22 protein-coding genes are annotated in these 22,989 nt (G+C 38.3%); 1 reads left to right on the top strand and 21 read right to left on the bottom strand.

The genetic code is table 11. The features are described from left to right. Both uvrB and AA0Y26_RS02880 read right to left on the bottom strand, forming a co-directional pair. Nucleotides 1–1,983 carry an excinuclease ABC subunit UvrB gene (gene uvrB / locus AA0Y26_RS02885; RefSeq protein ID WP_413364950.1) on the bottom strand — a complete coding sequence of 661 codons (1,983 nt, stop codon included), beginning with the start codon at nt 1,981–1,983 and terminating at the stop codon, nt 1–3. A gap of 281 nt (nt 1,984–2,264) precedes the next feature. After that, nucleotides 2,265–2,507: an IDEAL domain-containing protein gene (locus AA0Y26_RS02880; RefSeq protein WP_413364949.1), complete on the bottom strand. Its 243-nt coding sequence runs from the start codon at nt 2,505–2,507 to the stop codon at nt 2,265–2,267. Between the two features lie 297 nt (nt 2,508–2,804). Between AA0Y26_RS02880 and AA0Y26_RS02875 the strand changes: the two genes are divergently transcribed. Next, nucleotides 2,805–3,308 (top strand): competence protein ComK, encoded by a 504-nt coding sequence (locus AA0Y26_RS02875; protein ID WP_413364947.1) that lies wholly within the window; start codon nt 2,805–2,807, stop codon nt 3,306–3,308. Here AA0Y26_RS02875 and AA0Y26_RS02870 read toward each other — a convergent pair. From AA0Y26_RS02870 to pseB, 19 genes are all read right to left on the bottom strand, one after another. Continuing rightward, entirely contained in the window at nt 3,292–3,660 is a 369-nt protein-coding gene (locus AA0Y26_RS02870; protein ID WP_413364945.1) for a hypothetical protein, read from the bottom strand. The two genes, AA0Y26_RS02875 and AA0Y26_RS02870, sit on opposite strands and share 17 nt — an antisense overlap. A 151-nt stretch (nt 3,661–3,811) precedes the next feature. Beyond that, nucleotides 3,812–4,916 (bottom strand): peptide chain release factor 2 gene (gene prfB, locus AA0Y26_RS02865; protein ID WP_413368025.1). Its coding sequence is split into 2 segments (ribosomal slippage): nt 3,812–4,843 and nt 4,845–4,916, totalling 1,104 coding nucleotides; the frame shifts between segments, so codons are not numbered across the junction. A 201-nt stretch (nt 4,917–5,117) separates the two neighbouring features. Further along, nucleotides 5,118–7,628 carry a preprotein translocase subunit SecA gene (gene secA, locus AA0Y26_RS02860; protein WP_413364943.1) on the bottom strand — a complete coding sequence of 837 codons (2,511 nt, stop codon included), beginning with the start codon at nt 7,626–7,628 and terminating at the stop codon, nt 5,118–5,120. A 489-nt stretch (nt 7,629–8,117) separates the two neighbouring features. Then, a complete protein-coding gene (locus AA0Y26_RS02855; protein WP_413364941.1) occupies nt 8,118–9,032 on the bottom strand; it encodes an alpha/beta hydrolase in 915 nt (304 codons plus the stop codon). Nucleotides 9,033–9,669: 637 nt separating this feature from the next. Beyond that, nucleotides 9,670–10,227 carry a ribosome hibernation-promoting factor, HPF/YfiA family gene (gene hpf / locus AA0Y26_RS02850; protein ID WP_413364939.1) on the bottom strand — a complete coding sequence of 186 codons (558 nt, stop codon included), beginning with the start codon at nt 10,225–10,227 and terminating at the stop codon, nt 9,670–9,672. A gap of 85 nt (nt 10,228–10,312) precedes the next feature. Next, complete coding sequence (locus AA0Y26_RS02845) at nt 10,313–10,702, bottom strand: PilZ domain-containing protein (protein ID WP_413364937.1); 390 nt, start codon at nt 10,700–10,702, stop codon at nt 10,313–10,315. 215 nt (nt 10,703–10,917) lie between these two features. Beyond that, nucleotides 10,918–11,496, bottom strand: a complete 579-nt coding sequence (locus tag AA0Y26_RS02840; RefSeq protein WP_413364936.1) for a competence protein ComK — start codon at nt 11,494–11,496, stop codon at nt 10,918–10,920. Nucleotides 11,497–12,325: 829 nt separating this feature from the next. Continuing rightward, complete coding sequence (gene fliS / locus AA0Y26_RS02835; RefSeq protein ID WP_413364934.1) at nt 12,326–12,730, bottom strand: flagellar export chaperone FliS; 405 nt, start codon at nt 12,728–12,730, stop codon at nt 12,326–12,328. Between the two features lie 25 nt (nt 12,731–12,755). Then, complete coding sequence (locus AA0Y26_RS02830; protein WP_413364932.1) at nt 12,756–13,115, bottom strand: flagellar protein FliT; 360 nt, start codon at nt 13,113–13,115, stop codon at nt 12,756–12,758. A gap of 15 nt (nt 13,116–13,130) precedes the next feature. After that, a complete protein-coding gene (gene fliD, locus AA0Y26_RS02825; RefSeq protein WP_413364931.1) occupies nt 13,131–15,506 on the bottom strand; it encodes a flagellar filament capping protein FliD in 2,376 nt (791 codons plus the stop codon). Nucleotides 15,507–15,534: 28 nt separating this feature from the next. After that, a complete protein-coding gene (locus tag AA0Y26_RS02820) occupies nt 15,535–15,915 on the bottom strand; it encodes a flagellar protein FlaG (RefSeq protein WP_413364929.1) in 381 nt (126 codons plus the stop codon). Between the two features lie 131 nt (nt 15,916–16,046). After that, nucleotides 16,047–17,174: a UDP-4-amino-4,6-dideoxy-N-acetyl-beta-L-altrosamine transaminase gene (gene pseC, locus AA0Y26_RS02815; protein ID WP_413364927.1), complete on the bottom strand. Its 1,128-nt coding sequence runs from the start codon at nt 17,172–17,174 to the stop codon at nt 16,047–16,049. Continuing rightward, nucleotides 17,171–18,214, bottom strand: coding sequence for a pseudaminic acid synthase (pseI, locus tag AA0Y26_RS02810; RefSeq protein ID WP_413364926.1), 1,044 nt, complete (start codon nt 18,212–18,214; stop codon nt 17,171–17,173). The genes pseC and pseI overlap by 4 nt, the downstream gene beginning before the upstream one ends. Continuing rightward, complete coding sequence (gene pseG / locus AA0Y26_RS02805; RefSeq protein WP_413364924.1) at nt 18,215–19,228, bottom strand: UDP-2,4-diacetamido-2,4,6-trideoxy-beta-L-altropyranose hydrolase; 1,014 nt, start codon at nt 19,226–19,228, stop codon at nt 18,215–18,217. A 12-nt stretch (nt 19,229–19,240) separates the two neighbouring features. Beyond that, a complete protein-coding gene (locus tag AA0Y26_RS02800; RefSeq protein WP_413364923.1) occupies nt 19,241–19,960 on the bottom strand; it encodes a cytidylyltransferase domain-containing protein in 720 nt (239 codons plus the stop codon). A 1-nt stretch (nt 19,961) separates the two neighbouring features. Next, nucleotides 19,962–20,612, bottom strand: coding sequence for a hypothetical protein (locus AA0Y26_RS02795; RefSeq protein ID WP_413364921.1), 651 nt, complete (start codon nt 20,610–20,612; stop codon nt 19,962–19,964). Between the two features lie 2 nt (nt 20,613–20,614). Next, the gene (locus AA0Y26_RS02790; protein WP_413364919.1) at nt 20,615–21,499 is read right to left on the bottom strand and encodes an HpcH/HpaI aldolase/citrate lyase family protein; all 885 of its coding nucleotides are present in this window, start codon (nt 21,497–21,499) and stop codon (nt 20,615–20,617) included. Continuing rightward, a complete protein-coding gene (locus AA0Y26_RS02785) occupies nt 21,492–21,956 on the bottom strand; it encodes a MaoC family dehydratase (RefSeq protein WP_413364917.1) in 465 nt (154 codons plus the stop codon). The genes AA0Y26_RS02790 and AA0Y26_RS02785 overlap by 8 nt, the downstream gene beginning before the upstream one ends. Nucleotides 21,957–22,026: 70 nt before the next feature. Then, nucleotides 22,027–22,989, bottom strand: a complete 963-nt coding sequence (pseB, locus tag AA0Y26_RS02780; RefSeq protein ID WP_413368024.1) for a UDP-N-acetylglucosamine 4,6-dehydratase (inverting) — start codon at nt 22,987–22,989, stop codon at nt 22,027–22,029.

Below are 22,989 nucleotides of genomic sequence, written 5' to 3'. Positions count from 1 at the left end.
TCACCTTTCTGCCTTCAGTTCAAAAATAGTATCTCGAAGTTCCGCAGCTCGTTCGAAATCAAGCGCTCTCGAAGCTTCCTTCATTTCCTGCTCAAGCGTCTCAACAAGCTTGTCGATTTCCGCCTTTGTCAGCTTCTTGCCTTTTGTTACTTTTGTTACATATGTTGCTTCTTCTTCTGCCGCCTGTGTTGCACGGATAACCTCAGGAATTTTCTTAATAATTGTTTTCGGTTCAATGCCATGCTCTTCGTTGTAAGCTTCCTGGATGGAACGGCGGCGCTTCGTTTCATCGATCGCCTTCTTCATGGAATCTGTCATGTTGTTTGCATACATAATGACATGACCATTCGAGTTACGCGCGGCACGTCCAATCGTTTGAATCAACGAGCGCTCCGAACGCAGGAACCCTTCTTTATCAGCATCTAAAATTGCGACAAGCGACACTTCCGGAATGTCCAGCCCTTCCCGCAGCAGGTTAATTCCAATGAGAACATCGTGTGTCCCCTTCCGCAGCTCCCGGATGATTTCAATCCGCTCCAGCGTTTTGACTTCTGAGTGCAAGTATTCCACTTTTAAGCCCATTTGCTTCAAGTAATCCGTTAAATCCTCAGACATTTTCTTCGTCAGCGTCGTGACAAGGACACGCTCGTTACGTCTTATACGCTCCTGAATTTCATCGATTAAATCGTCAATTTGCCCCTCGATCGGACGAATATCAATCGTTGGATCAAGAAGACCTGTCGGACGAATAATTTGCTCGACCATCTCAGGTGTATGCTCCAGCTCAAATGGCCCCGGAGTTGCCGAAACATAAATCGCCTGCGACACTTTTGATTGAAACTCTTCAAATTTCAGCGGGCGGTTATCAAGTGCTGAGGGGAGACGGAAGCCATGATCGACTAGTACCTGTTTACGTGCCTGGTCACCATTATACATCCCGCGCACCTGCGGCAATGTGACATGGCTTTCATCGACTACAAGAAGGAAATCCTCTGGGAAGTAGTCAAGCAATGTATACGGTGTCGAACCTTTCTCACGTAATGTTAAATGACGGGAATAGTTTTCAATACCCGAACAGAAGCCCATTTCACGCATCATTTCTAGATCGTAGTTCGTGCGCTGCTCGAGGCGCTGTGCTTCTAATAGCTTGCCTTCTGCACGGAATTTTTCGAGCTGTTCTTCCAGCTCCTTTTCAATTCTTTCAATTGCCTGTACCATCTTCTCTTCACGCGTTACGAAGTGGGAAGCAGGGAAAATTGCTACGTGTTCGCGCTCGCCAAGTACTTCCCCTGTCAGTGCATCCACTTCACGGATACGATCAATTTCATCACCGAAGAATTCCACACGAATGCATCGTTCATCTCGAGAAGCTGGGAAGATTTCCACTACGTCCCCGCGCACACGGAATGTCCCGCGTGTAAAATTGATGTCATTGCGTTCATACTGCACATCGATCAGGCGTCTTAATAATTGATTGCGTTCTATTTCCATTCCTGTACGAATCGAGACAAGCATCTCCCGGTATTCTTCCGGGGAACCTAAACCGTAAATGCAGGACACAGAGGCAATAACGATAACATCCTTCCTCTCGAATAGAGCAGATGTCGCGGAGTGCCGAAGCTTATCGATTTCATCATTGATGCTCGAATCTTTCTCGATATAGGTATCCGTTTGCGGGACATAGGCTTCCGGCTGGAAGTAGTCGTAGTAGCTGACAAAATACTCAACCGCATTGTCGGGGAAGAACTCTTTAAACTCACTGTAAAGCTGGCCGGCCAATGTTTTATTGTGCGCCATGACCAATGTTGGTTTATTTATCTCTTTAATGACGTTTGAAATCGTAAACGTCTTCCCTGTACCTGTTGCACCGAGCAATGTTTGATGACGTTTTCCTTCCTTTACGCCTTTTACCAGCTCGACAATTGCTGCCGGCTGATCTCCGCTCGGTTGATAGTGGGACTGTATTTCAAATTTTTCGTTCATTTGCAGTCGCCCTTTCTCCAATATTCATACGTTCATCTTACCATACCCGTTTTCAATAATCGAACAATAAGCGAACATATATTCTAAGAGAAGAGAACAAATATAATAACAGGCCAGTCTATCTTTTTAAGTGAAAGGGAACCTAAACGATACGAAGCAGGACGCTTCGTTGCTCATACTTCTATCTAAATAGTAAATTAGTCACTATAGGTGTTCTAAAGGATGAAATCAGAATTTTTCCCATAAAAAAATCGTCACGGGGTACCGTGACGATGGTCACTCTATTCGTTTATCTCTTTCTGTAATCCGCAAAATTCCTGGGCATACTTATAAAAAGCCTGTTCGTTCCTTTGGTCTAATGACATATCGATGAGTTTCTTTAACTGGTCAATACGCTGCAATCGCTGCAGTCTACCTAAAAATAAATCCAAATAAATATCGTTCAACAGCTTTTCACTTTCTGTTTCTTGCGGGTACTGCCCTACTGCTCGCAGAAAATCCGTATACGAATAATATTTATCCATCGATATCACCCCAATACCCTTTTCGTTATTATACAAAAAGGTATGAGAGTTTGCAATATTTTCTGAATATTGAACATTTTTATCCATTTTTTTCTCTTTTTCTATTGATTTTGCACTATTAATAAGTATCATTATACATACAGGCCATGTTATCGAATATTGTTGAATTTTCTTCTCTATGGAACAAAAACAAGATAGATAGAGAACTGCCCAGTGACATATGTAAAAAGACACTCCCCGTAATCTCAACAATGGTACGATACCATGCTTGAATAAAATGCATAGGAGGAATTACAGTTGAACCTTCCAGAAGAATTCATTAACGAATATGCCATCACGAGTGACACATATATGCTGCAGTCTGTCCGCCACGGACAGAAAAATCATACGATCGTTTACGAGAAAAAAGGAACATTCCATGTACCAAAGAAATCTTTAAAGCTAGTCGATACAGCCTGTAAAGATATGGGAAGCAGTTATCGCACAGCAGCCGAACGTACGAAACAGTTCCTCACCGGGAATAAGCACAAACTCCCCGTTGTAGTAGGCGTTGATATCAACCGACAGCCTTACATCATGTTCCCTCTCTTTTCACCGAAGTCTGAACACAATGCTTGGATCGCTTATAATGCAGTGACCAGTATCGTGAACCACAAAACACATGTAACCATCACCTTTAGAGACAGCATAGAAGTTGAATTACCTGTATTAATCTCATCTTTTAACAACCAGTATGTCACATCTTCCATGCTATTCAAGGCTGTATACAAACATTGGAACCGATTCAATCCACCGTTTTAACCGCCTGATAAAGATAGAATTTCAATAGCTTTTCACTTTGGTTGCGAAGGCGTATATTTGAATATCGTCGCACAACAGTAGTCCTTACATAACGAAATTGATATTCTGTGAATAAATCATCACGACCCATGCGTACAACTGATAAATCATGCTCCCTCAAATACGCCTTTGCTTTTTTCAGATCCTTCGCTATTTGTTCACTTGTTTTTTGAACTAAATGAAGGTATGGACCCTTCAATTTAAATTCACCTTGTTCCAGCAGCATATAATCCTTTTCCAATACAATGAGCAGCATCGGCAAATAAATAGCTGCTTCAAAATAGCGAGCAACAGCCGGTGGTATTTGTACCATTTCCACTCCTCCAAAACGAACAAATGTTCTAATCATTATTTTACATGCTCGGTTCAAAGTTGCAAGCACAAATTGCTTCATCCTCTCCTGCTATCTTTTACAGGCAAAAAAATCGCCCAGCCGCTATTTCTGCGTCTAGGCGATTCATTTATTATTTAGCGATACGAGAACGGAGGTAAGCATTAATGAATGCGTCTAAATCTCCATCCATAACAGCACCTGTGTTACCTGTCTCTTCATTTGTACGGTGGTCCTTCACCATAGAGTATGGGTGGAAGACATACGAACGAATTTGTGAGCCCCAGCCGATTTCCTTTTGCTCTCCACGGATTTCAGCAAGCTGTTGTTCTTGCTTCTCAATTTCCAATTGATACAGCTTTGCTTTCAGCATTTTCATTGCACTCTCACGGTTTTTGATCTGAGAGCGCTCTGACTGGCACTGCACTACAACTCCTGTCGGAATATGAGTAATACGGACGGCTGAATCTGTCGTATTAATATGCTGTCCACCAGCACCTGTTGCACGGTACGTATCGATTTTCAAATCTTCTGTGCGTACTTCAATTTCAATTTCGTCATTGAACTCCGGCATGATGTCACAAGATACGAATGAGGTATGACGGCGCCCCGATGAATCAAATGGAGAGATGCGGACTAATCGGTGTACACCTTTTTCCGCCTTCAAATAGCCATAAGCATTATGGCCGGAAATTTTCAGCGTCACCGACTTGATTCCCGCCTCATCACCAGGCAAATAATCAAGCGTTTCGACCTTGAAGCCGCGTTTCTCAGCCCAGCGTGTATACATACGTAATAGCATTGAGCCCCAGTCCTGTGACTCTGTACCACCTGCACCCGGATGCAATTCGAGGATTGCATTGTTTTTATCGTAAGGTTCCGATAACAGCATCTGCAGCTCAAAGTCAGCCATTTTTGCTTCAAACTGTTCCAGCTCAGAGCCAAGTTCCTCCTGCAGATCCGCATCAGGCTCTTCCTTTAGCAGTTCCAACGTCATTTCAAGATTTTCCTGTGTTGATAATAAATCGTTATACTCATTCACAATCGCTTTAATGCCATTTGCTTCATTGATGATTGTCTGTGCTCCCTGCTGGTCATTCCAGAAATCCGGCATAAGCATCATTTCATCAAGTTCTTGAATCCTTGCCTCCTTGTTTTCTAAGTCAAAGAGACCCCCTGAAGTCCGCTAGTTTCGTAGCTGTAATTTCCAGGATATTTCTTGCTTCTGCTAATTCAATCATTTATAAATCCTCCAACCTGTGTTTTAGAAAATATTACTCCTCCTAGAATCAGAAGGCTGAAAAAGATGTTCTCATTTTTCAGGTGATAGATCAATCCATCAAGCAAAAACCGGACTGCCTATATTAGGCAGTCTCGGTCACAAAATGTTATAGAAAATGGTCGCATGGACGCTTGAGTAATTCTTATAACGAATGTACCTACTCAGTTACCCCATGACAGTTTTTATATTTCTTTCCGCTGCCGCATGGACATGGATCGTTACGTCCGATTGTATCAGCCTTGCGCACCGGCATCTTCTTCGGCTTGGTGCTGCCCTCTTCTTTCGGGTTTACCGCCTGCCCTTTTGCTACTTCTTCACGCTGCAGGTTATTGCGGATTTCTGCCTTCATCGCATATTTCGTTACGTCTTCACGAATAGAGGCCACCATATCCTCGAACATAGCGAATCCTTCCTGCTGGTACTCGCGGAGTGGATCGTTTTGGCCGTATGCACGAAGGTGAATCCCTTGGCGAAGCTGGTCCATCGCATCGATATGATCAATCCATTTTGAATCAATCGCACGCAGCAGAATAACCTTTTCAAATTCACGCATGCGCTCAGGCGTTAACGCTTCCTCTTTTTCATCGTAACGAGCGATAACTGCTTTTTTGATCACATCAGTAATCTGTTCTGCAGACAGCCCTTCAAAGTCAGCAACCTGCAGATCGCCTTCGTCCAGTAAATGTGCTGAAACGTAGTCAATCAGTGCCTGCAAGTTCCAATCTGTTTGTTCGCCCTGCGTATGAAGCGATACGGCATTTTCAATCGACTCATAAATCATATTTTCTACTAGAGCCCGCATGTTCTCTGTTTCCAGTACCTCTTCACGCTCTTTATAAATCACTTCACGCTGCTGGCGAAGTACATCGTCATATTGCAGAAGACGTTTACGAGCATCGAAGTTATTTCCTTCAACACGTTTTTGGGCTGATTCAACCGCACGGGATACCATCTTCGACTGGATCGGCTGAGAATCATCCATCCCTAGCTTCGTCATCATATTTTTCATGTTCTCGGAACCGAAACGGCGCATCAGATCATCTTCTAATGATAGATAGAACTGTGTCACACCGGCGTTCCCTTGACGACCAGAACGACCACGCAGCTGGTTATCAATACGACGGGATTCATGACGCTCTGTACCGATTACCGCGAGACCGCCAATATCTAATACACCCTCGCCCGGCTTGATATCTGTACCACGGCCTGCCATGTTTGTCGCAATTGTCACCGCGCCTTTGTTACCAGCATTCGCAATGATTTCTGCCTCACGCTCATGGTTTTTCGCATTCAGTACATTATGCGGAATTTTATATTTTGTCAGCAATTTCGAAATGATTTCCGATGTTTCAATCGCTACTGTCCCAACAAGCACCGGCTGGCCGTTGCGGTGGCGCTCAGCGATATCCTTTGCGACTGCCTCAAACTTCCCTTGCATTGTCGCATAAATCAGATCCGGCTTATCATCACGCGCAATTGGCTTATTCGTTGGAATTGCGATAACCTGCATGTTGTAAATGTTACGGAATTCTTCTTCTTCCGTTTTCGCAGTACCTGTCATACCTGCAAGCTTTTCATACATACGGAAGTAGTTTTGGAACGTGATCGTTGCCATTGTCATCGATTCATTTTGAATATCCAGACCTTCCTTCGCCTCGATTGCCTGGTGAAGACCATCTGAATAGCGGCGGCCCTTCATTAAACGGCCCGTAAAGCCGTCAACGATAACTACCTCTCCCTCTTGGACAACATAGTCCACATCTTTATGCATAGATACATGCGCCTTTAATGATTGGTTAATCGCATGGTTTAAACGAACATGTGTCAAATCAAACAGGTTATCAATACCGAATGCACGCTCTGCCTTTTCAATTCCCGCTTCTGTCAGTGTAACGCCCTTTGATGACTCATCATAGTTGTAATCTTCTTCAGCCTTTAACATCCGGACAAATGCATTTGACTGAACATACAGCTGGGCTGTCTTTCCTGCCTGTCCAGAAATGATTAATGGTGTACGCGCTTCATCGATTAAAATGGAGTCAACCTCATCAATTACGGCATAGTGAAGCGGGCGCTGTACTTTATCTTCTTTATAAAGGACCATATTGTCACGTAAATAATCGAACCCTAGCTCATTGTTCGTAGAATATGTGATATCGGCTGCATATGCCTCGCGTTTCCCGCTCTTATCAAGGCTGTTTAAATTTAGACCGACCGTTAGACCAAGCCAGTTATACAGCTCACCCATCTCCGTCGCATCACGTGTCGCTAAATATTCATTGACTGTTACTACATGGACACCTTTACCAGTAAGGGCGTTCAAGTAAACCGCCATCGTTGCTGTCAGCGTTTTACCTTCCCCTGTCTTCATCTCTGCGATATTGCCGTCATGCAGTGCAGCAGCACCCATGATCTGTACTTTGTATGGATATAATCCTAATACGCGCTTCGCTGCCTCTCGTGCTACAGCAAATGCTTCCGGCAGTAAGTTGTCCAGTGACTCGCCATTTTCATAGCGTTTTTTCAACTCAGGTGTCTTCGCTTGAAGCTGCTCATCAGAAAGTCCAGCCATTTGGCTTGCTAATGCCTCTACCTGTTCTGCTTCTTTCTCAAGACGTTTTACTTCTTTTTTATTGAAATCAAACATTTTATTTAAGATGTTTAGCATGTATTGTTCACTTCCCGTTTAGTATCAACTTCCATTTTATCATTTACTAGTATGGTGGTGCAAACTGACACTCGTATTTGATAGGGAAAATCTCAAACTGCCTCCTCTTCAAAATAGTGCTAACTACATATTAGGATTTATATCGATATTTTCCTTTTGTTACTATCTACTATAAAAATAGTAATATTAGACGTACATTTTTCTGAAAAGATAAAATATTATCAAGTTAGCAAATCATTCTATACTAGGAGGCTTTTTTCATGAAGAAGGAATGGCTAGTCACTCTTTATTTAACAGCCAATACAAAACCTCCATTTTGTAAAAGATTGATCAAAAGGGAGGTTTCCATTTTAGTTAATTATAAGACCTATATAAAGAAGTTTACTGATTTTCTGATAATCGCTTCCTTTTTATTGGAGGCTATATTTATTTTCATAAAAAAACGGATCTATCATCTATTCATTAAATCCCTCTTTATCTCTATACAATTCAACCGATAGCTAGTTTAATAATTTTCTTGGTAAGTTCACTGTCAAGTTCAGTGAGTGGAAACAACTCATCAAAGTGATTGCGCTCAGGTTGAATCCAATACTCACCTGGAAGACCAGATGATTGCCATGCAGTGTAGAAGTCGTCCGACTGACGCAGAAACTCGGAAGTCTGCTTCCCGCCTCTTGTTACTAACAATGGCGGAGCAGATTTTGGTAAATTGAGAATCGGACTATTACGTAAAACCTGATCCCAAGTAAGCTGAAGAAAAGGCTGCACAAATGTATATGGTAAGGGCTGAAGATCAAATAGTCCGCTAATCGCACAGGCACCACGTATTATATCCGCCGGTAATCCATACTCATTTTCCCAATCGGTTGCGAGTACCATTGCAACACCATGGGCACCTGCAGAGTGACCTGTGACAACTAATTTTTGAGGGTCTGCTCCGAATTCTGTAGCATGATTGTACGTCCACGTAATAGCTGCACGATGCTGCCGGACAATCTCATCGATTGTAACGGCTGGGCATAAGGCGTACGTAGGGATTACAACCGTAGCACCCTGCGCAGCAAGTCCTCGCGCGACGAAGCTAAATTCTTTGCTTGTCAGCATCCTCCAATAACCACCGTGGATGAACACCACGACCGGTCCTCCCGGCTCACCGTGAAAAACATCTAATCTTTCAGCTCTTGTAGGGCCATACGGGATGTCCAGCGTGCACTGCAGTTCCTCCCGTGCTTTAGCACTCTCCCTTGCAAACCATTCTCCTATTGAGTTGAAATCAGGTACACTTGCATCGATGTCATACTCTTGATTGAGTTCCTCTAATGAGGTGAATACCCTGCCTCCTGGTGTTTGATATAAAGAACGTGCGTTAACTCCATTATAAGTAATATGTTTGTTTAAGCTCATCGTTTATCATCCCCCTTTCCAAATTGTAGCTATTTATGATAAAAAATCAAAATGTTCATTTTTCATTCCATTTTTCTAACAAAGTAATCTCGAGGAGCTTTACCTGAATATTGAATTTTAGTAGAGCCGGTCCGAGGTAGGCAGAATCTGTCGAACTTAAAACACCAGCTTCGATGCGGCATCGGTAGGATACGACCAAGCTGTATTGAAATTCCAACCCCTCCCCCTTTAGTGGAGAATGCATAACCGCTACCATTTGTTTAACGGTGTACTTTTAATGACCTATGCCACTCTTTCCTTATTAAAAGGGATAACTGTTATCTTCTGAGCATCCGTTGACTCACCAGGATAAACATCCACATGTGAAAAACCGAAGAAATAATTTCATTAAAAGCATCTGGACATCTCACGTTCTACTGACAGTTTTTATCCTGCAAACCGGCCTGCTTGTGAAATATAAAGTTCTGTATATCAACACAGGATTGTAAACAAACTTCTTACTAAACGCTGCGGCTTTATTTTAAAATCCGCATTTTTTATAAACATCTACACTTTATTTCAAAACTATAGCTCTCTTCTTTTTACCAATGAAAAGCGCCCGCCTTTCCAATAATTTGGAAGGCGGGCGCCTATTATATTAGTTGATTTCTGTTTCGATTAAGCCATATTTTCCGTCTCTTCGTTTATAGACGATGTTTGTGCCGTCTGTTTCGGCATCTGTGAAGATATAAAAATCATGCCCCAACATATTCATTTGAAGAATCGCTTCTTCTTGGTCCATTGGTTTTAAGTTAAATTGTTTCGTACGCACGATTTGGTACTCTTCATCCGTCTCTGTTTCCGGTTCAGCCAATGCTACATTGGCAAAGTAAGTGCCTGCCCCTTCACGTTCACGGAATTTACGATTTACCTTTGTTTTATGTTTGCGGATCTGACGCTCTAATTTGTCTACGATAAGGTCGATTGCAGCATACATATCGTTATGACGTTCTTCTGCACGAAGCGTCACATTTTTCATCGGAATTGTTACTTCTACTTTCGTCTGCTTATCATTGTAGACCTTTAAATTGACGTTTGCTGTCGCATCCATCTCTTCATTAAAATAGCGTTCGACCTTCTCGACTTTCGTCTCCACATACTCGCGAATCGCTGGAGTTACCTCAATGTTTTCACCACGAATGTTAAACTTTAGCATGTAAACTCCTCCTTCAATACGGCTATACTACTTAATTCGATATCGAACCGTAAAATCCTGCTGAACCAAAAAAATCTTTCAAAAATTATCCCTGACTTTTTGACCCAAGCATCTCTTTACGCCGCCTTGCTTTCAGCTCACTGATGATCAATGATTCGACCCCTGGCTGATTATAAAAGACTATACCATATTGATACCCGCTTCCAAACTTTTTACTCCAAACAATTTCTCCGATTCCGCGAATTTCGACATTATCGAGAATAAAAGAAACCTCTAACTGTAGTATTCTATTTATATAGTTACTTAGGTCCACTTCCGTCATCATCTTCATGCCCCGAGGACTGACATCAAGCACTTTACACGCCAGGCGGCTCTCTCCGGCTCCTACTGGTTTCCCATCAATCATCACGACAAAACCAGCTTCAATCGGCTCACCGAACGAAAAGCGGAACCCTTCTTTTCTTTTAAATATCATTCTAACACCCCCAGCTGATGAACAAGCTTTTTGTTTACCCTCTTATATCGCCCATTATACGACAAATTTTAGTAAATTATCGTCTAATATTCTCTTAACTATTTAAAAATAATTTTATAAAAGAAGGCATGGAAGTATACAGGCAGCAGGAAAACCCATGCTTTTCGAAAAGGCATGGGTAAGTACATATTGAATACTATTTATAAAATAAAAAATTACTTTTGTTTTTCATCAGGATTTGGCTTTTTCACCTCATATTGTACCGAATCACCTTCACTAACCATTCCAAAATTTTCTGTTGGTGAGCTGTATAAAAAAGGATGAGGATAAGTGTTTTGCAGCAGTTTTGATTGAAAAAGGTGGCCCCTGTTCCTACGGTTGTTCAGAGAACATGCGGAGATATGGATCTCTTCCTCATATCCGCAATACAAAAGAACTTTTGTCCTCTCCTTATCAACCGGAATCAACTTATTCACATGATGCAGCGCAAACCAAGTACACTGCTCATTTTTCATTGCTTCGGTCATAAACCAAATCCATTCATTTTCTTTTCCCAATGCTACTGGAAACATGCTGGACGTCCCTAAAATCTCCTTCGCACTATCCTTTGCCCCTCGCAGGCTTGAACCAAATCTCCGTAAATTATAATCGACAATTTCATAGGGAGGTGCCGGAAGATGGAGAAAATCATTGCCGTGAAGAACGATTGAATGCAGCTCCCCCGTCCCTTTTTCACGAAATGGAGAGATTTTCTTCGTCTCCTCCGTTATTTGAAACTCTACCTTCTTTTTCATATTTTCTACTCCCTCCAAGTATAATTTCTACTAAATCTTGAATAAAAGGAGTATACTTACAATATAGCAGGTATACTCCTGCTGGCTAAATCCTCAAGTATGGTGTCTTCCCGGACGATTTACTTGAGGATTTCACTTTTTATCCCTCTTCATTTATCCCTCACCTCCTTAAAGAGGACATTTCGCAAACAAAATTCGCCTACTTTAAGACAAAGTCAAATAAGCATAAGGAACTAGTAATACGACAAACGTCTATCGTACTCTTCGCTGCTGAATGCTGATTATGAGATATTTTTTTCTGTCACTCTCGATGTATTCTATGCTGAAACATGAGGTCGATTAAATTGCTTTCTATGATGATGCTGAAGTAAAAAAATGAAGTAGATCTTTTCGCTCTAGCTATTAGGGGTGAAAAGCCGCTGTTCATAGGGTGAATAGCTTTTCTGCAAGTGTGGGGGTAATACTGGAATTACGCTTGCAGGGGTGTCTAACCGTGATGCATTTTAAATAGCTAGTACTGAATAAAATAGAATTTAGGTCTATTCGACCCTATCTTTTCGTCTACTTTACTCTCCTTCTTCATTGTAACCGTATACACTTCTTATGTCTATATTTTCAAAATAATTAAATTATTGGTTCTTCATTTTTGTACTTTATTCTTCTTAACTTGTTGATTTTCTTCATACTGTTTAGACAGAAAGAGCACCCTTTTCGACATTCGATAGATTGCATCCATTCTTCGGTAACACGGCCGGCCGATTTCATTAGAAAAACGCCATGGAAAAGGCGTAATACCTTCTCCATGGCGTTTAAGATAATAGTAACTGTATTAAACTTGCTGTGCGCTGCCATATTGCTGTTGGCGCGTAATTTTGATGACTTCTTTCCATGTGTCACGGAATTCTGTTACCAAGCCTTCCACTTCTTCAATGATGGCAACATCACTTTGAATATTCGCCTCCACCAGACGACGGTTCATATATTCATATAATGGCAACATTTGTTTTGAAATTTCAATATCCATATTTAATGTGGACATTAGTTCAGCGATAATTGCTTGAGCACGTTGGATATTATAGTTTTTTTCTTCTATATCCTTTTCCGTAATAGCCACTTTCGCTTTTCCTAAAAACTTAAGACAACCGTTATATAACATTAATGTCAATTCACCAGGCGAGGCAGTCGTTACACTATTTTGTTTGTATGCATTAAATGCATTTGTTTGTGCTGTCAATATTGACACTCCTTTGAAGCTTTCATTATTTCTTATTATCGAAGTAGCGGCCATCCATTGTGCTGACATTCGAATATGGATTGATATACTGCTGCTCATGCTTTTTAGCATTATTCAGCTCTTTCATATCCTCTTTAACAGCAGTCATAACTTTATCCAGCCGCTCTCGTATCCCCTTGTCCAGCTCGGCCAATGTTTGATGGGTACGGTTATCGGGATCTATATTGAAGCCAGATGCTTTCAAAGCTAGTATATAAGCTCCCCGCTTATCTAATAGAACATTGATCCTCTCAATATAGCTTTCCCGTTCTTCACCTTTAGGAATATCGGTTAGATGCTGAAACAATTTAGCGGAAATCTGCAGTAATTGTTGAATTGTCTCCATAGTTATATCTCTACCCTATCCTTGCATAAACATTGAAGATTGCTGGTTTGCTTTATTAATCGCTGTTTCCATCGCAGTGAACTGCTTCCAATAACGAGCTTCAATATTTTCTAACTTATCTTTCCAAGTCTCAATGCGATTTTCTACATTCATTAAACTTTTACCGATTGCATATTGCGCATCTGTCATAGTCGAACGACCGGCTTTTTTCTCAATATTAATTTCAATATTTTTCATTGATTCGCGCAATTTTTCCAAATAGCCGCGAGTATCAACAGTTTCACCATTCACCACATCTTCTTTTTTACCCGTTGAGTTTTTAAAGAGTTGTTCTACTGCATCCGGATTTTCCTCCAATGCTTTGCGTAACTTCTCCTCGTTTATTTCCAATGTACCGCCGTCATTATAACTTTTTGATGTTGTAATCCCAATGCTGAACAAAGTATTGAATTTTGGGTCCTGAATAGCCGGATTTGATTCGTATACTAATGAACGCATATTAGAGAGCCCTTCGCGAATAAGAGAATCATTTCTAAGTAAGCCACTCTTTGCTTTTTCTTCCCAAAGCTTAATTTCATCCTCAGACATTTCTTCTTTTTGTTCACTCGTTAATGGTGCATAATCTCTATATTTTGATTCTTTTGTTTGGTCATTTAAACCTTTGACTAATCCATTGTACGTATTTACAAATTCTTTAATTTTCGTCATCATATCATCTACATTTGTTGTAGAAGTCATTGTAACGGGGCTAGTCGTGCTTGTCGGCATAGCTTCTTCTGATATAGCAGTTGCGGTTTCATAACCTGTTTCAGTACCATATTGCTGTTTATACGCTTCCTTAAAGTCTGTTAACGCTTTGTTTTGTCTATCAACTAATGCCTTATGTTCACTTTCCTTGGTATTCTTGATCGCAAGCTTAGCATTATTATCAATATATTTTGTTGCTACATCTGACATAGCATCAAGGTCTGTTGATGAAAGCTGGCGTAGAGTCGACTTTTGCGCAGCATTTAACTTGGCTAGTTTTTCTCCTAAAGCTTTTTCTGTTTCATTAGATGAAGTTTTCCAATTATCAATTTGTGTATTAAAGTCCGTTTCTGATATCGGTTGTGCTACACCATTTAATAATGATTTTTCATCCGCTGTTAAACTATTAAGAAATGTTGCACCCAATGTATTGTACATCGATTGTGCTGATAAACTTTGTAGTTTTTCTTCATCTAAAGATTTTAAAGCGTTAAATTGGTCAAACGTAATATTTGCGTCCTTTAACTTAGTTCTTATGCTTTCAACTACTGTATCATCATTTAACCAAGCTTGATATTCAGCATCACTAGTTATTTCGCTATTATGAATAGCTTGTATTTCATTAGTATTCAAGCTACGAGCTAACTGTGGGTTATTGATTTTATTGAAAGCTGCTTTATCTGCATCTGAAATAGCTACTGTTCCGAATAAATCTTCTTTTGAACTAGTGTAAGCTGTATTTGCAATGTTGTAATCATTTTCTGCTTGTATTTTTGTTTGCTCTGCGTCAGTAATTTTCTGGTTATATTCCGCACTACTCGTGTTTTTCCATTCAGTATAGGCAGCATTATATTTCTCCGCAGCCGCCTTTGCTCCATTAAACGTTTCTTTTAACGTTACATTATATCCGTTAATCGTAAATGAATTTGACGTTCGCTCAGTTGCAATACCATTCACTTGGAAAACAGCATTTTGCCCCTCTTCTGTTACTAATTGATTTAACCCGAGTTTAGCAAAAAGCGTGCTTCCATTTGTATCAGCGGACATTGCCGCATTACCATTTACCTCACGGCCAGTATTCTTTGCTGTAATAGATAAACGGTTTCCTTCAAAAATCGCGCTAACACCAGCAGAACTTGAGTTAATTTTGCTAACAAACTGATCTACTGTCATATTCTCATCAAGGGCAATTGTTACGGGCTCAGTTAATTTACCCTGTGTATCAATAGCACTCAATTTAATTTCCGAAGGCATAGGATTAGAACTATCAAATAATGTGCTTAATTTTGTTGCTCCATTTGCATTAATTTGAGTACCTACACCACGCGCAGCTGTTGCAAGTTGAGAAACCCCTTCAATTGATAATGTACCTGTTGCTTTCCCAGTGGCAGTTGCCGAAACTAAATTTGAATTCGAGCTTGTAGCTGTTTTAGAATTTAAGGTTTTTAAAACTAAATTATCCGCAATATACGTATCAAACGTCTTTAATTTTGTATTAACATTTCGATATGCATCACGTTGCCATTCATACCTTTGCTTATTTTGATAAAGTTTATTTAAAGGTGCTCTTTCTGCATTCATTAACTTTTCTACAAGGGCATCTATATCCATCCCCGACGCCAAACCACCGATTCTATTTACCATTCTTTTTTCCTCCCCATTTTAAACAATTCTATATTTTTTCATCTACAATCATGCCTAGCATTTTTTGCATTTCGTAGAAAGCATCTAATAGCTTTTTTGGTGGAATTTCTTTTATAACTTCTTCTGTCTCACGATTTACTACAGTTACGTAATAGCGTTCTAATCCTTCATGATATGTAAATTTTGAAGCGCTATTGTTTACTTCTAGTAAATCATTCATTGCTTTAACTGCTTGCTGAATTTTATCTTTTGTAGCCGCACTATTATCTAACGGCTCCGAAAAGGTATTTACTTCGCTTACCGGAGCTTCCGCCGGGTTTCTCATTTCATTTTTTACAGCATAAGTTATGGAATCTTCAGGTTTTCTTATTCCCGTTGCATCAGACGAAGTTTGTGCAATAATGCGCATATCTCCCATTCCCTTCAAATTAATGAGCTTATATATCTTTTCATAATTACTATCGGTAAAAAGAGTAAAGTTTTCATAATGATTTTTTCATACAAAAAGATGCCACCTCTCAAAGTGACATCTTTTACCTTCTATTTATTTAAGCATAACTTTAACTGCTCAATAATAAACTCTATATTATCATTAGTAAGTGATGGATGAATAGGAATGGTTAAAGCTTTTTCATACCATGCTTCTGCCACTGGACAAATCCCGCGTTCGTAACCTAATTTTCGGTAATAAGGATGCCAATAAACAGGAATATAATGAACATGTACACCAATATTTGCTCTGCGCATCGCCTCAAATACTTGTTTACGATTGATGCCTTCTAATTGTATCGTATATAAATGCCAACCTGATTCAGTCTCTTCTAATTGTTCAGGCACCTTTATTCCCTCTATGTTCAATAAGGCTTCTTTATATATCATGGCAAGTTCCTGCCGCCTCTTAATGAAACTATCAAGCTTTTTCAACTGTGATATACCAAGGGCTGCCTGTACATCAGTCATACGGTAATTATATCCTAGATCCGTCATTTCATAATACCAATCCCCTTGATTTTGACCATAAGCAGTTGGCTCTATTCCATGGCTGCGAAATCTCAATAATCTTTTATAATAGTCAGCATTATTTGTTACGATAACACCGCCTTCACCAGTAGTAACAGGTTTCACAGGGTGAAAACTAAACATTGTCATATGAGCCTGAGAGCCTACTTTTCTCCCTTTATAACTAGCACCAAGTGAATGTGCACCATCTTCAATTACAACTAAATTGTGCTCTTTCGCAATTTCCATAATTTCGTCTATGTCAACGGGTTGCCCGGTGAAATCAACAGGAATGATAGCCTTTGTTTTCGAATTGATTTTACTTCGAATTTGTTCTGGGTTAATATTATATGTTTGAGCATCAATATCTGCAAAAACAACTGTTCCACCAACATAGCGCACGCAATTCGCACTTGCTGCGAAGGTGATTGGCGAAGTAATAACTTCATCTCCCTCACTTATTTCCGCTGCATAGCAAGCTCCATGAAGTGCTGCAGTTCCATTACAAAATGCTACAGCATATTTTACTCCGACATAATCAGCAATTGCTTGCTCAAATTCTTTAATTCTTGGTCCTTGTGTTAAAAATGGTGAGCGTAACGTTTCAATTACTGCTTGGATATCATCTTCATCTAAGTTTTGACGACCGTAGGAGATAAATTCATTCATAATAACAACTCCCAACTTAGTGGTGTACCCTTTGCAACATCTTTTTTAATTACTTTACCTAAAACTAAATCGTAATATTTTGGTGATAAACCTAATCCTGGACGAATTCTTCTTAAGTTTTTCTCTGTTAATAGATCGCCTGCCTTCATATCTTCACCAATATATAAAGAGCGTCTACGAGAAATAGATGGTTTTTCAGCTGCAGTAGGTCCATAGCTAATTTGACCAATACTTTCCCAAGCTCGCTTAGTATCTAAAACAAGTTGTCGTAATTCAGCTGGCTCCATAGAAAAAGCCGCATCTACACCACCTTCTGCTCGCGAAGTAGTAAAGTGTTTTTCAATAACAGTTGCTCCTAAGGCAACCGCTGCTACAGCAACTCCTACTCCCATCGTATGATCAGATAAGCCAACCTCTGTACCAAATAGTTCACGCATATGAGGAATAGTAATCAAATTCGAATTTTCAGGAGTCGCTGGATATGTGCTTGTACATTTTAAAAGTACTAGATTGTTATTTCCTTCTGCTTGAACTGCATGCACAGCTTCATTAATTTCAGCCACCGTAGCCATTCCTGTAGAAATTATTACAGGCTTGCCGGTTCTAGCTACTTTTCTGATTAACGGTATATCTATGTTTTCAAATGAGGCAATTTTATAAGCTGGAACATTTAATGTCTCTAAAAAATCAACAGCTGACTCATCAAAAGGAGAGCTAAAAGCAATTAATCCTAATTCTTTACATTTATTAAAGATAGCCTTATGCCATTCCCAGGGCGTATAAGCTTTTTGATATAAATTGTAAAGTGACTCTCCTTTCCATAAGCTTTCTTTATTTTGAATAACAAATTCATCCGAGGTGACGTTTAAAGTCATTGTTTCTGCTGTGTAGGTTTGTAACTTTACTGCATCCACGCCTGCTTCTGCCGCTATCTCTACTAATTTTAATGCCCGTTCTAATGATTGATTATGATTGCCTGACATTTCTGCTATAATGAAAGGTTTATGATTTCTTCCAATTTCAACACTTCCAATTTTCATTTATCTATCACCACTATTAGTCTTTAAATTTTTTATGAGTTCGTCAACTAGATTACTAGTACCATACTGGGAATTTTTCAAAAGCATATCAGATTGCTTCTTTCTTAACTTTGAGTTAATAATTAATTCATTTAAATTTTTCAGATAAATTTTCATATTCTTCTCATTGAAATAGCCCATATTTAAAATGCCCGTTTGTTGTTCCCAGTATTTACTTGTGAATAATTGATTTTCCTCTTGAGCAAAAATCATCATGGGCCTGCCACATCTAGCTATTTCAAAAACAGTTGTTCCTGCAGCGGAAATACAAATATCACATTGATCAATTACATTTTTTAAACTAGTTAGGTTTTCCAATATACAGAGATTGTTATATGTATTTCTTAAATTAATAATAGCTTCTTTAGATTTAAAATATTTCCCTAAAATTACTACAAATTTGATTTTTGGATATGCTACAAGGAGATATGGTAGTAATTTCAACGTTATATCATTCGGATCTAGTCCCCCCATTGTAATTAAAACAGATTGAACTTCTCTTAAAACATATGAAGATTTATTTTTATATTCATCACTTAAAATTACATACCTCTCACCTAAAAGGTAGCGCTTATTATGATGTTCATTCTTATAAAAATCTTTAGCATAGAGTGCTTGATTTACAAGTAAATCACTACCCATTAATCCTCGTTTTAAACTATCTAAAATTACTATGAAAATATTAGGGAATTTTAACTTTAGGTTTTTTATATACTGTTCATTGGCAAAATAACCATCTAAAATTACTCCATGTATTTCTTTATGGAAAATAAATTCACAAAAAACATGTTCATGTTCATGTTCAATTACATGAATATTAATATTACAAGCATGCATTATATCCATAGCAGAAGCATCATCAACAAAAAAATCAACTTTCAAATCTCTTTCAACCAATTCTTTTGCTATGCTTAAGCATCTTTTAAAATGGCCATATCCTACATTTTTTATATTTACTCTAAAAACTACATTCAAAATTTACTACCTCTAGCTTTTCTGTTTTACCTGATTATTAATATGAAATAAATCATTTTGTAATATATATTTTAAAGCGTTATCGATAGGGATTATTTGGCCTTCTTCATACAAGTTATTATAAATCATATTAAGTAAAGTATAATCCGCTTCTTCATCTAAAGTTACTCTATAATTACTTTCATTCGTATGGTTTTCAATGCCTTCGGTGCGGAATAAATTTAAATTTTCTCTAATATAGAGAACAACATGCTCACGATGAGGTTCCAATGTTGCCTCTAAAAAACATTTTTCTAAAGCTTCAAATGTAAATGCTGAACATTCTAACCCTCTAGCAAATGTACTCTTAAAAGAGTTAGTAACATAATCTAAATGTTTATTGCTTAACTCTTCAATTAAAGTATCAACTACAATCGGATGTATTAAGGGGCAATCTGAGGTAACACGTACTCCAATATCTAATTTGTAATATTTAGCCGCCTCATAATAACGCTTTAAAACATCCTTTTCATCGCCCCTATAATACAAAATATTGTTTTCATTACAAAATTCTACGATTCGGTCATCCATTACATTCGTAGTAGTTGCTACTATAATTTGATTTAAATGCTTACTTCTCTTTAATCTGTCAACTACATGCCACAAAACCTCTTTACCAGCAAGTTTTTTCATAACTTTTCCTGGGAGTCTTGTAGAACCCATGCGTGCTTGAATAATAACACCAGTATTCATATTAGATTCTCCCTATATTTTTAGAAGGCACACCTACATTTTTAGAATATGGTTCTGTATCCTGTAAAACAATTGAACCCATTCCTATTAAAGAGTAATCCCCTAGTTTTGCTCTTTCTCGAATCGTAGAGTTACTTCCTATATGAACACCCTCACCAGCATCTATAAAGCTTCCAATACTCGAAGAATTGGAAATAAAACAGTAATTACCAATTTTTGTATCGTGTCCTACAATAGAATTTCCATAAATTTGTGTAAAGTCGCCAATGCTCGCGTTGGGACTTATTATGACATTCGGCATTAAGATAACGCCTTTACCAATTTTGCAATGACTTCCAATTACAACACTTGGATGATAGATATTAATCCATTTTTCAGAAGGAATCGCTAAAGCTTTTAATTTTTCTATTCTTTTTGGAGCCTTCCCTACACTAATTAAACTATAAATAAAGTAGGCATTTGGATATTTTTCGCATTCTTCTTTGCTTATTTTGCCTAACACAGGATAGTCATTAATATATGAGCCAATTTCTTCATTATCATTTAAAAAACCAATAATCTTATATGTCGGTTTAACTTTGTTAATATCTTCAATTACTGAAGCAATGACAGTTCCGTTACCTCTACCACCTAGGAGGATTATCTCTTTCATTATTATTCACTTCCATACCTTGATTTTTCTTTTATTTTTTCATAAATAGTAATTAATTTTTTTGCACGTTTAACCATTGGCGGTCCTATCATTTTCCCATTAAAAATAGCAACACCTTTGCCTTTTTCTTCTGCTTCGTTAATTTTAGAAACAATTTTTACCGCTTGATGATACTCATCCTCATGAGGTGTCAAAATTTCATTAACACGGTGAATCTGACTAGGGTGTATACATTGTTTACCATCGAAGCCTAATTCACTAGCTTTTTTGACAGATTCAACAAACTCTATGTGCTCATCTAATGCTAGAAAAGGTGTATCTATTGCTATTTTTTGATAGGCTTTTGCTGCAATAACAATTTGAATTCTGGCATAGTCAAACAAAATTGTTGTTTTACCATGTTTTCCTTGTAAATCAGTAATATAATCTTCTCCACCAAATGCTAATCCTTCAACCTTGGAAAATTTCGTAATGCTATCTAAATGAATCATAGACAAGGCTGTTTCAATCAATGGAATATAATACAAATCTTCTTTATTTAACATTTCTGAAATTAATGCATCGTATTTTTCTAAATCCTCAATAACGTTTATTTTTGGTAGCATAATTCCTTCAAACTGTAAATCTTTTAAATAATTCAAATCTTTTTTTACTTCAGTTTCATTTTCAAGGTTATTTATTCTTACAATAATTTGGCCTTTAAATAAGCTTAACTTCAGTAAATTATTTAATATATTTTTACGTGCCTTTTCTTTTTTAAAAAACGGTACAGAATCTTCTAAATCTAATATAATTACATCTGTGTCTGATGCCAATGCTGAATCAATGTAACTCTCAATGTATGCTGGAACATACAAAAAGCTCCGTGTCAATTTTAGTTTATTCATGTAATGCCTCACGTTTATAAATTAGTACATTTCTAACGAAACTAAGCACCGGTAATCTTTTTTGATTGTAAGCAATAGTGTTAACCGTTATAACTCCTCTATCATTCTTAGTCTTAGAAGGAATTTTATCCAATATTTCACTTCTTACATATATTGTATCACCGATATATACCGGATTAATGTGCCTCACTTCTTTATATTCTAAATTTGCAACTGCTTTTCCACTAATTTCTGGAACAGTCATGCCCACTGCTAAACTAAATACTAACGTGCCCACGACTAGTATTTCACCATGTTGCTTTGTTGCCGCATAATCCATATTTGTATGAACCGGATGATGATTCATTGTTAATAATGAAAAAAAATTGTTATCACTTTCAAAAATCGTTTTAGACAATGGATGCTCTATCACTTCCCCGGTTTCGAACTCTTCAAAATACCTACCAATTGTATGCAATTTATCTTCCCCCGTTTAACAAATACATCTTTATCGTGATATTTATAAAAATAAATTTACCCCTAATAAGCTATATTTTTTCTACTAGTACTTTTAATTCTTCTATACTAATCCACTGTGTGTTTAAATTGCTTACATATGAAAAGTCTTCCGGTAGCTTTGTCCCTTTTGAATTTTCACGTTTCCACCAAGATAATTCAGGTAAAATTGCATAGTAGTTATCAAATTCTAAAGTATGCCGCGCATCGTCTTCAGTAATCATCGCTTCATGCAATTTTTCTCCTGGTCGAATACCTACAATTTCAATCTCACAGTCAGGCGCAATTGCTTTAGCTAAATCCATAATATTCATACTTGGAATTTTAGGAACAAAAATTTCTCCTCCCTGCATACGCTCTAAATTGTCAAGTACAAACTGCACACCTTGCTCTAACGTAATCCAAAAGCGTGTCATACGCTCGTCTGTAATTGGCACGCGGCCTGTATGCTTAATCTTTTTAAAAAAAGGAACAACACTGCCACGACTTCCTACCACATTACCATAGCGTACTACGGCAAACCTAGTTTTCTTTTCACCTACATAGGCATTAGCCGCAACAAATAATTTATCTGATGCTAGTTTGGTTGCACCATATAAGTTTACTGGTGAACAAGCCTTATCTGTTGAAAGCGCAATTACCTGTTCTACTCCACGGTCAATCGCTGCTTCAATAATATTTTGCGCACCATGAATGTTCGTTTTCACCGCTTCAAACGGATTGTACTCACAAGCATCTACATGCTTCATCGCTGCCGCATGAATGACAATATCTACCCCATCAAAAGCACGATATAATCGATCTTTATCCCGCACATCACCGATGAAGAATCGAATACGTTCATCTTGAAACTCTTGCTTCATTTCATATTGTTTAAGCTCATCGCGACTAAAAACAATGATTTTCTTCACACCTAAAGTTAATGCCTTATTAATAAATTTTTTCCCGAATGATCCTGTACCGCCTGTAACTAATACTACTTTATCTTTTAACAT

It is taken from the genome of Lysinibacillus canaveralius (genome assembly GCF_047301505.1).
Classification (GTDB): domain Bacteria; phylum Bacillota; class Bacilli; order Bacillales_A; family Planococcaceae; genus Lysinibacillus_B.
The sequence above is the reverse complement of the archived record's forward strand: the minus strand, read 5'-3'. Positions and strand labels throughout refer to the sequence as shown.

Excerpts from the sequence above, each read along its gene's own strand:
- uvrB (WP_413364950.1), bottom strand. The coding sequence starts at position 1,983 with ATGAACGAAAAATTTGAAATACAGTCCCACTATCAACCGAGCGGAGAT.
- AA0Y26_RS02880 (WP_413364949.1), bottom strand. The coding sequence starts at position 2,507 with ATGGATAAATATTATTCGTATACGGATTTTCTGCGAGCAGTAGGGCAG.
- AA0Y26_RS02870 (WP_413364945.1), bottom strand. The coding sequence starts at position 3,660 with ATGGTACAAATACCACCGGCTGTTGCTCGCTATTTTGAAGCAGCTATT.
- secA (WP_413364943.1), bottom strand. The coding sequence starts at position 7,628 with ATGCTAAACATCTTAAATAAAATGTTTGATTTCAATAAAAAAGAAGTA.
- AA0Y26_RS02855 (WP_413364941.1), bottom strand. The coding sequence starts at position 9,032 with ATGAGCTTAAACAAACATATTACTTATAATGGAGTTAACGCACGTTCT.
- hpf (WP_413364939.1), bottom strand. The coding sequence starts at position 10,227 with ATGCTAAAGTTTAACATTCGTGGTGAAAACATTGAGGTAACTCCAGCG.
- AA0Y26_RS02845 (WP_413364937.1), bottom strand. The coding sequence starts at position 10,702 with ATGATATTTAAAAGAAAAGAAGGGTTCCGCTTTTCGTTCGGTGAGCCG.
- AA0Y26_RS02840 (WP_413364936.1), bottom strand. The coding sequence starts at position 11,496 with ATGAAAAAGAAGGTAGAGTTTCAAATAACGGAGGAGACGAAGAAAATC.
- AA0Y26_RS02830 (WP_413364932.1), bottom strand. The coding sequence starts at position 13,115 with ATGGAGACAATTCAACAATTACTGCAGATTTCCGCTAAATTGTTTCAG.
- fliD (WP_413364931.1), bottom strand. The coding sequence starts at position 15,506 with ATGGTAAATAGAATCGGTGGTTTGGCGTCGGGGATGGATATAGATGCC.
- AA0Y26_RS02820 (WP_413364929.1), bottom strand. The coding sequence starts at position 15,915 with ATGCGCATTATTGCACAAACTTCGTCTGATGCAACGGGAATAAGAAAA.
- pseC (WP_413364927.1), bottom strand. The coding sequence starts at position 17,174 with ATGAATGAATTTATCTCCTACGGTCGTCAAAACTTAGATGAAGATGAT.
- pseI (WP_413364926.1), bottom strand. The coding sequence starts at position 18,214 with ATGAAAATTGGAAGTGTTGAAATTGGAAGAAATCATAAACCTTTCATT.
- AA0Y26_RS02800 (WP_413364923.1), bottom strand. The coding sequence starts at position 19,960 with ATGAATACTGGTGTTATTATTCAAGCACGCATGGGTTCTACAAGACTC.
- AA0Y26_RS02795 (WP_413364921.1), bottom strand. The coding sequence starts at position 20,612 with ATGAAAGAGATAATCCTCCTAGGTGGTAGAGGTAACGGAACTGTCATT.
- AA0Y26_RS02790 (WP_413364919.1), bottom strand. The coding sequence starts at position 21,499 with ATGAATAAACTAAAATTGACACGGAGCTTTTTGTATGTTCCAGCATAC.
- pseB (WP_413368024.1), bottom strand. The coding sequence starts at position 22,989 with ATGTTAAAAGATAAAGTAGTATTAGTTACAGGCGGTACAGGATCATTC.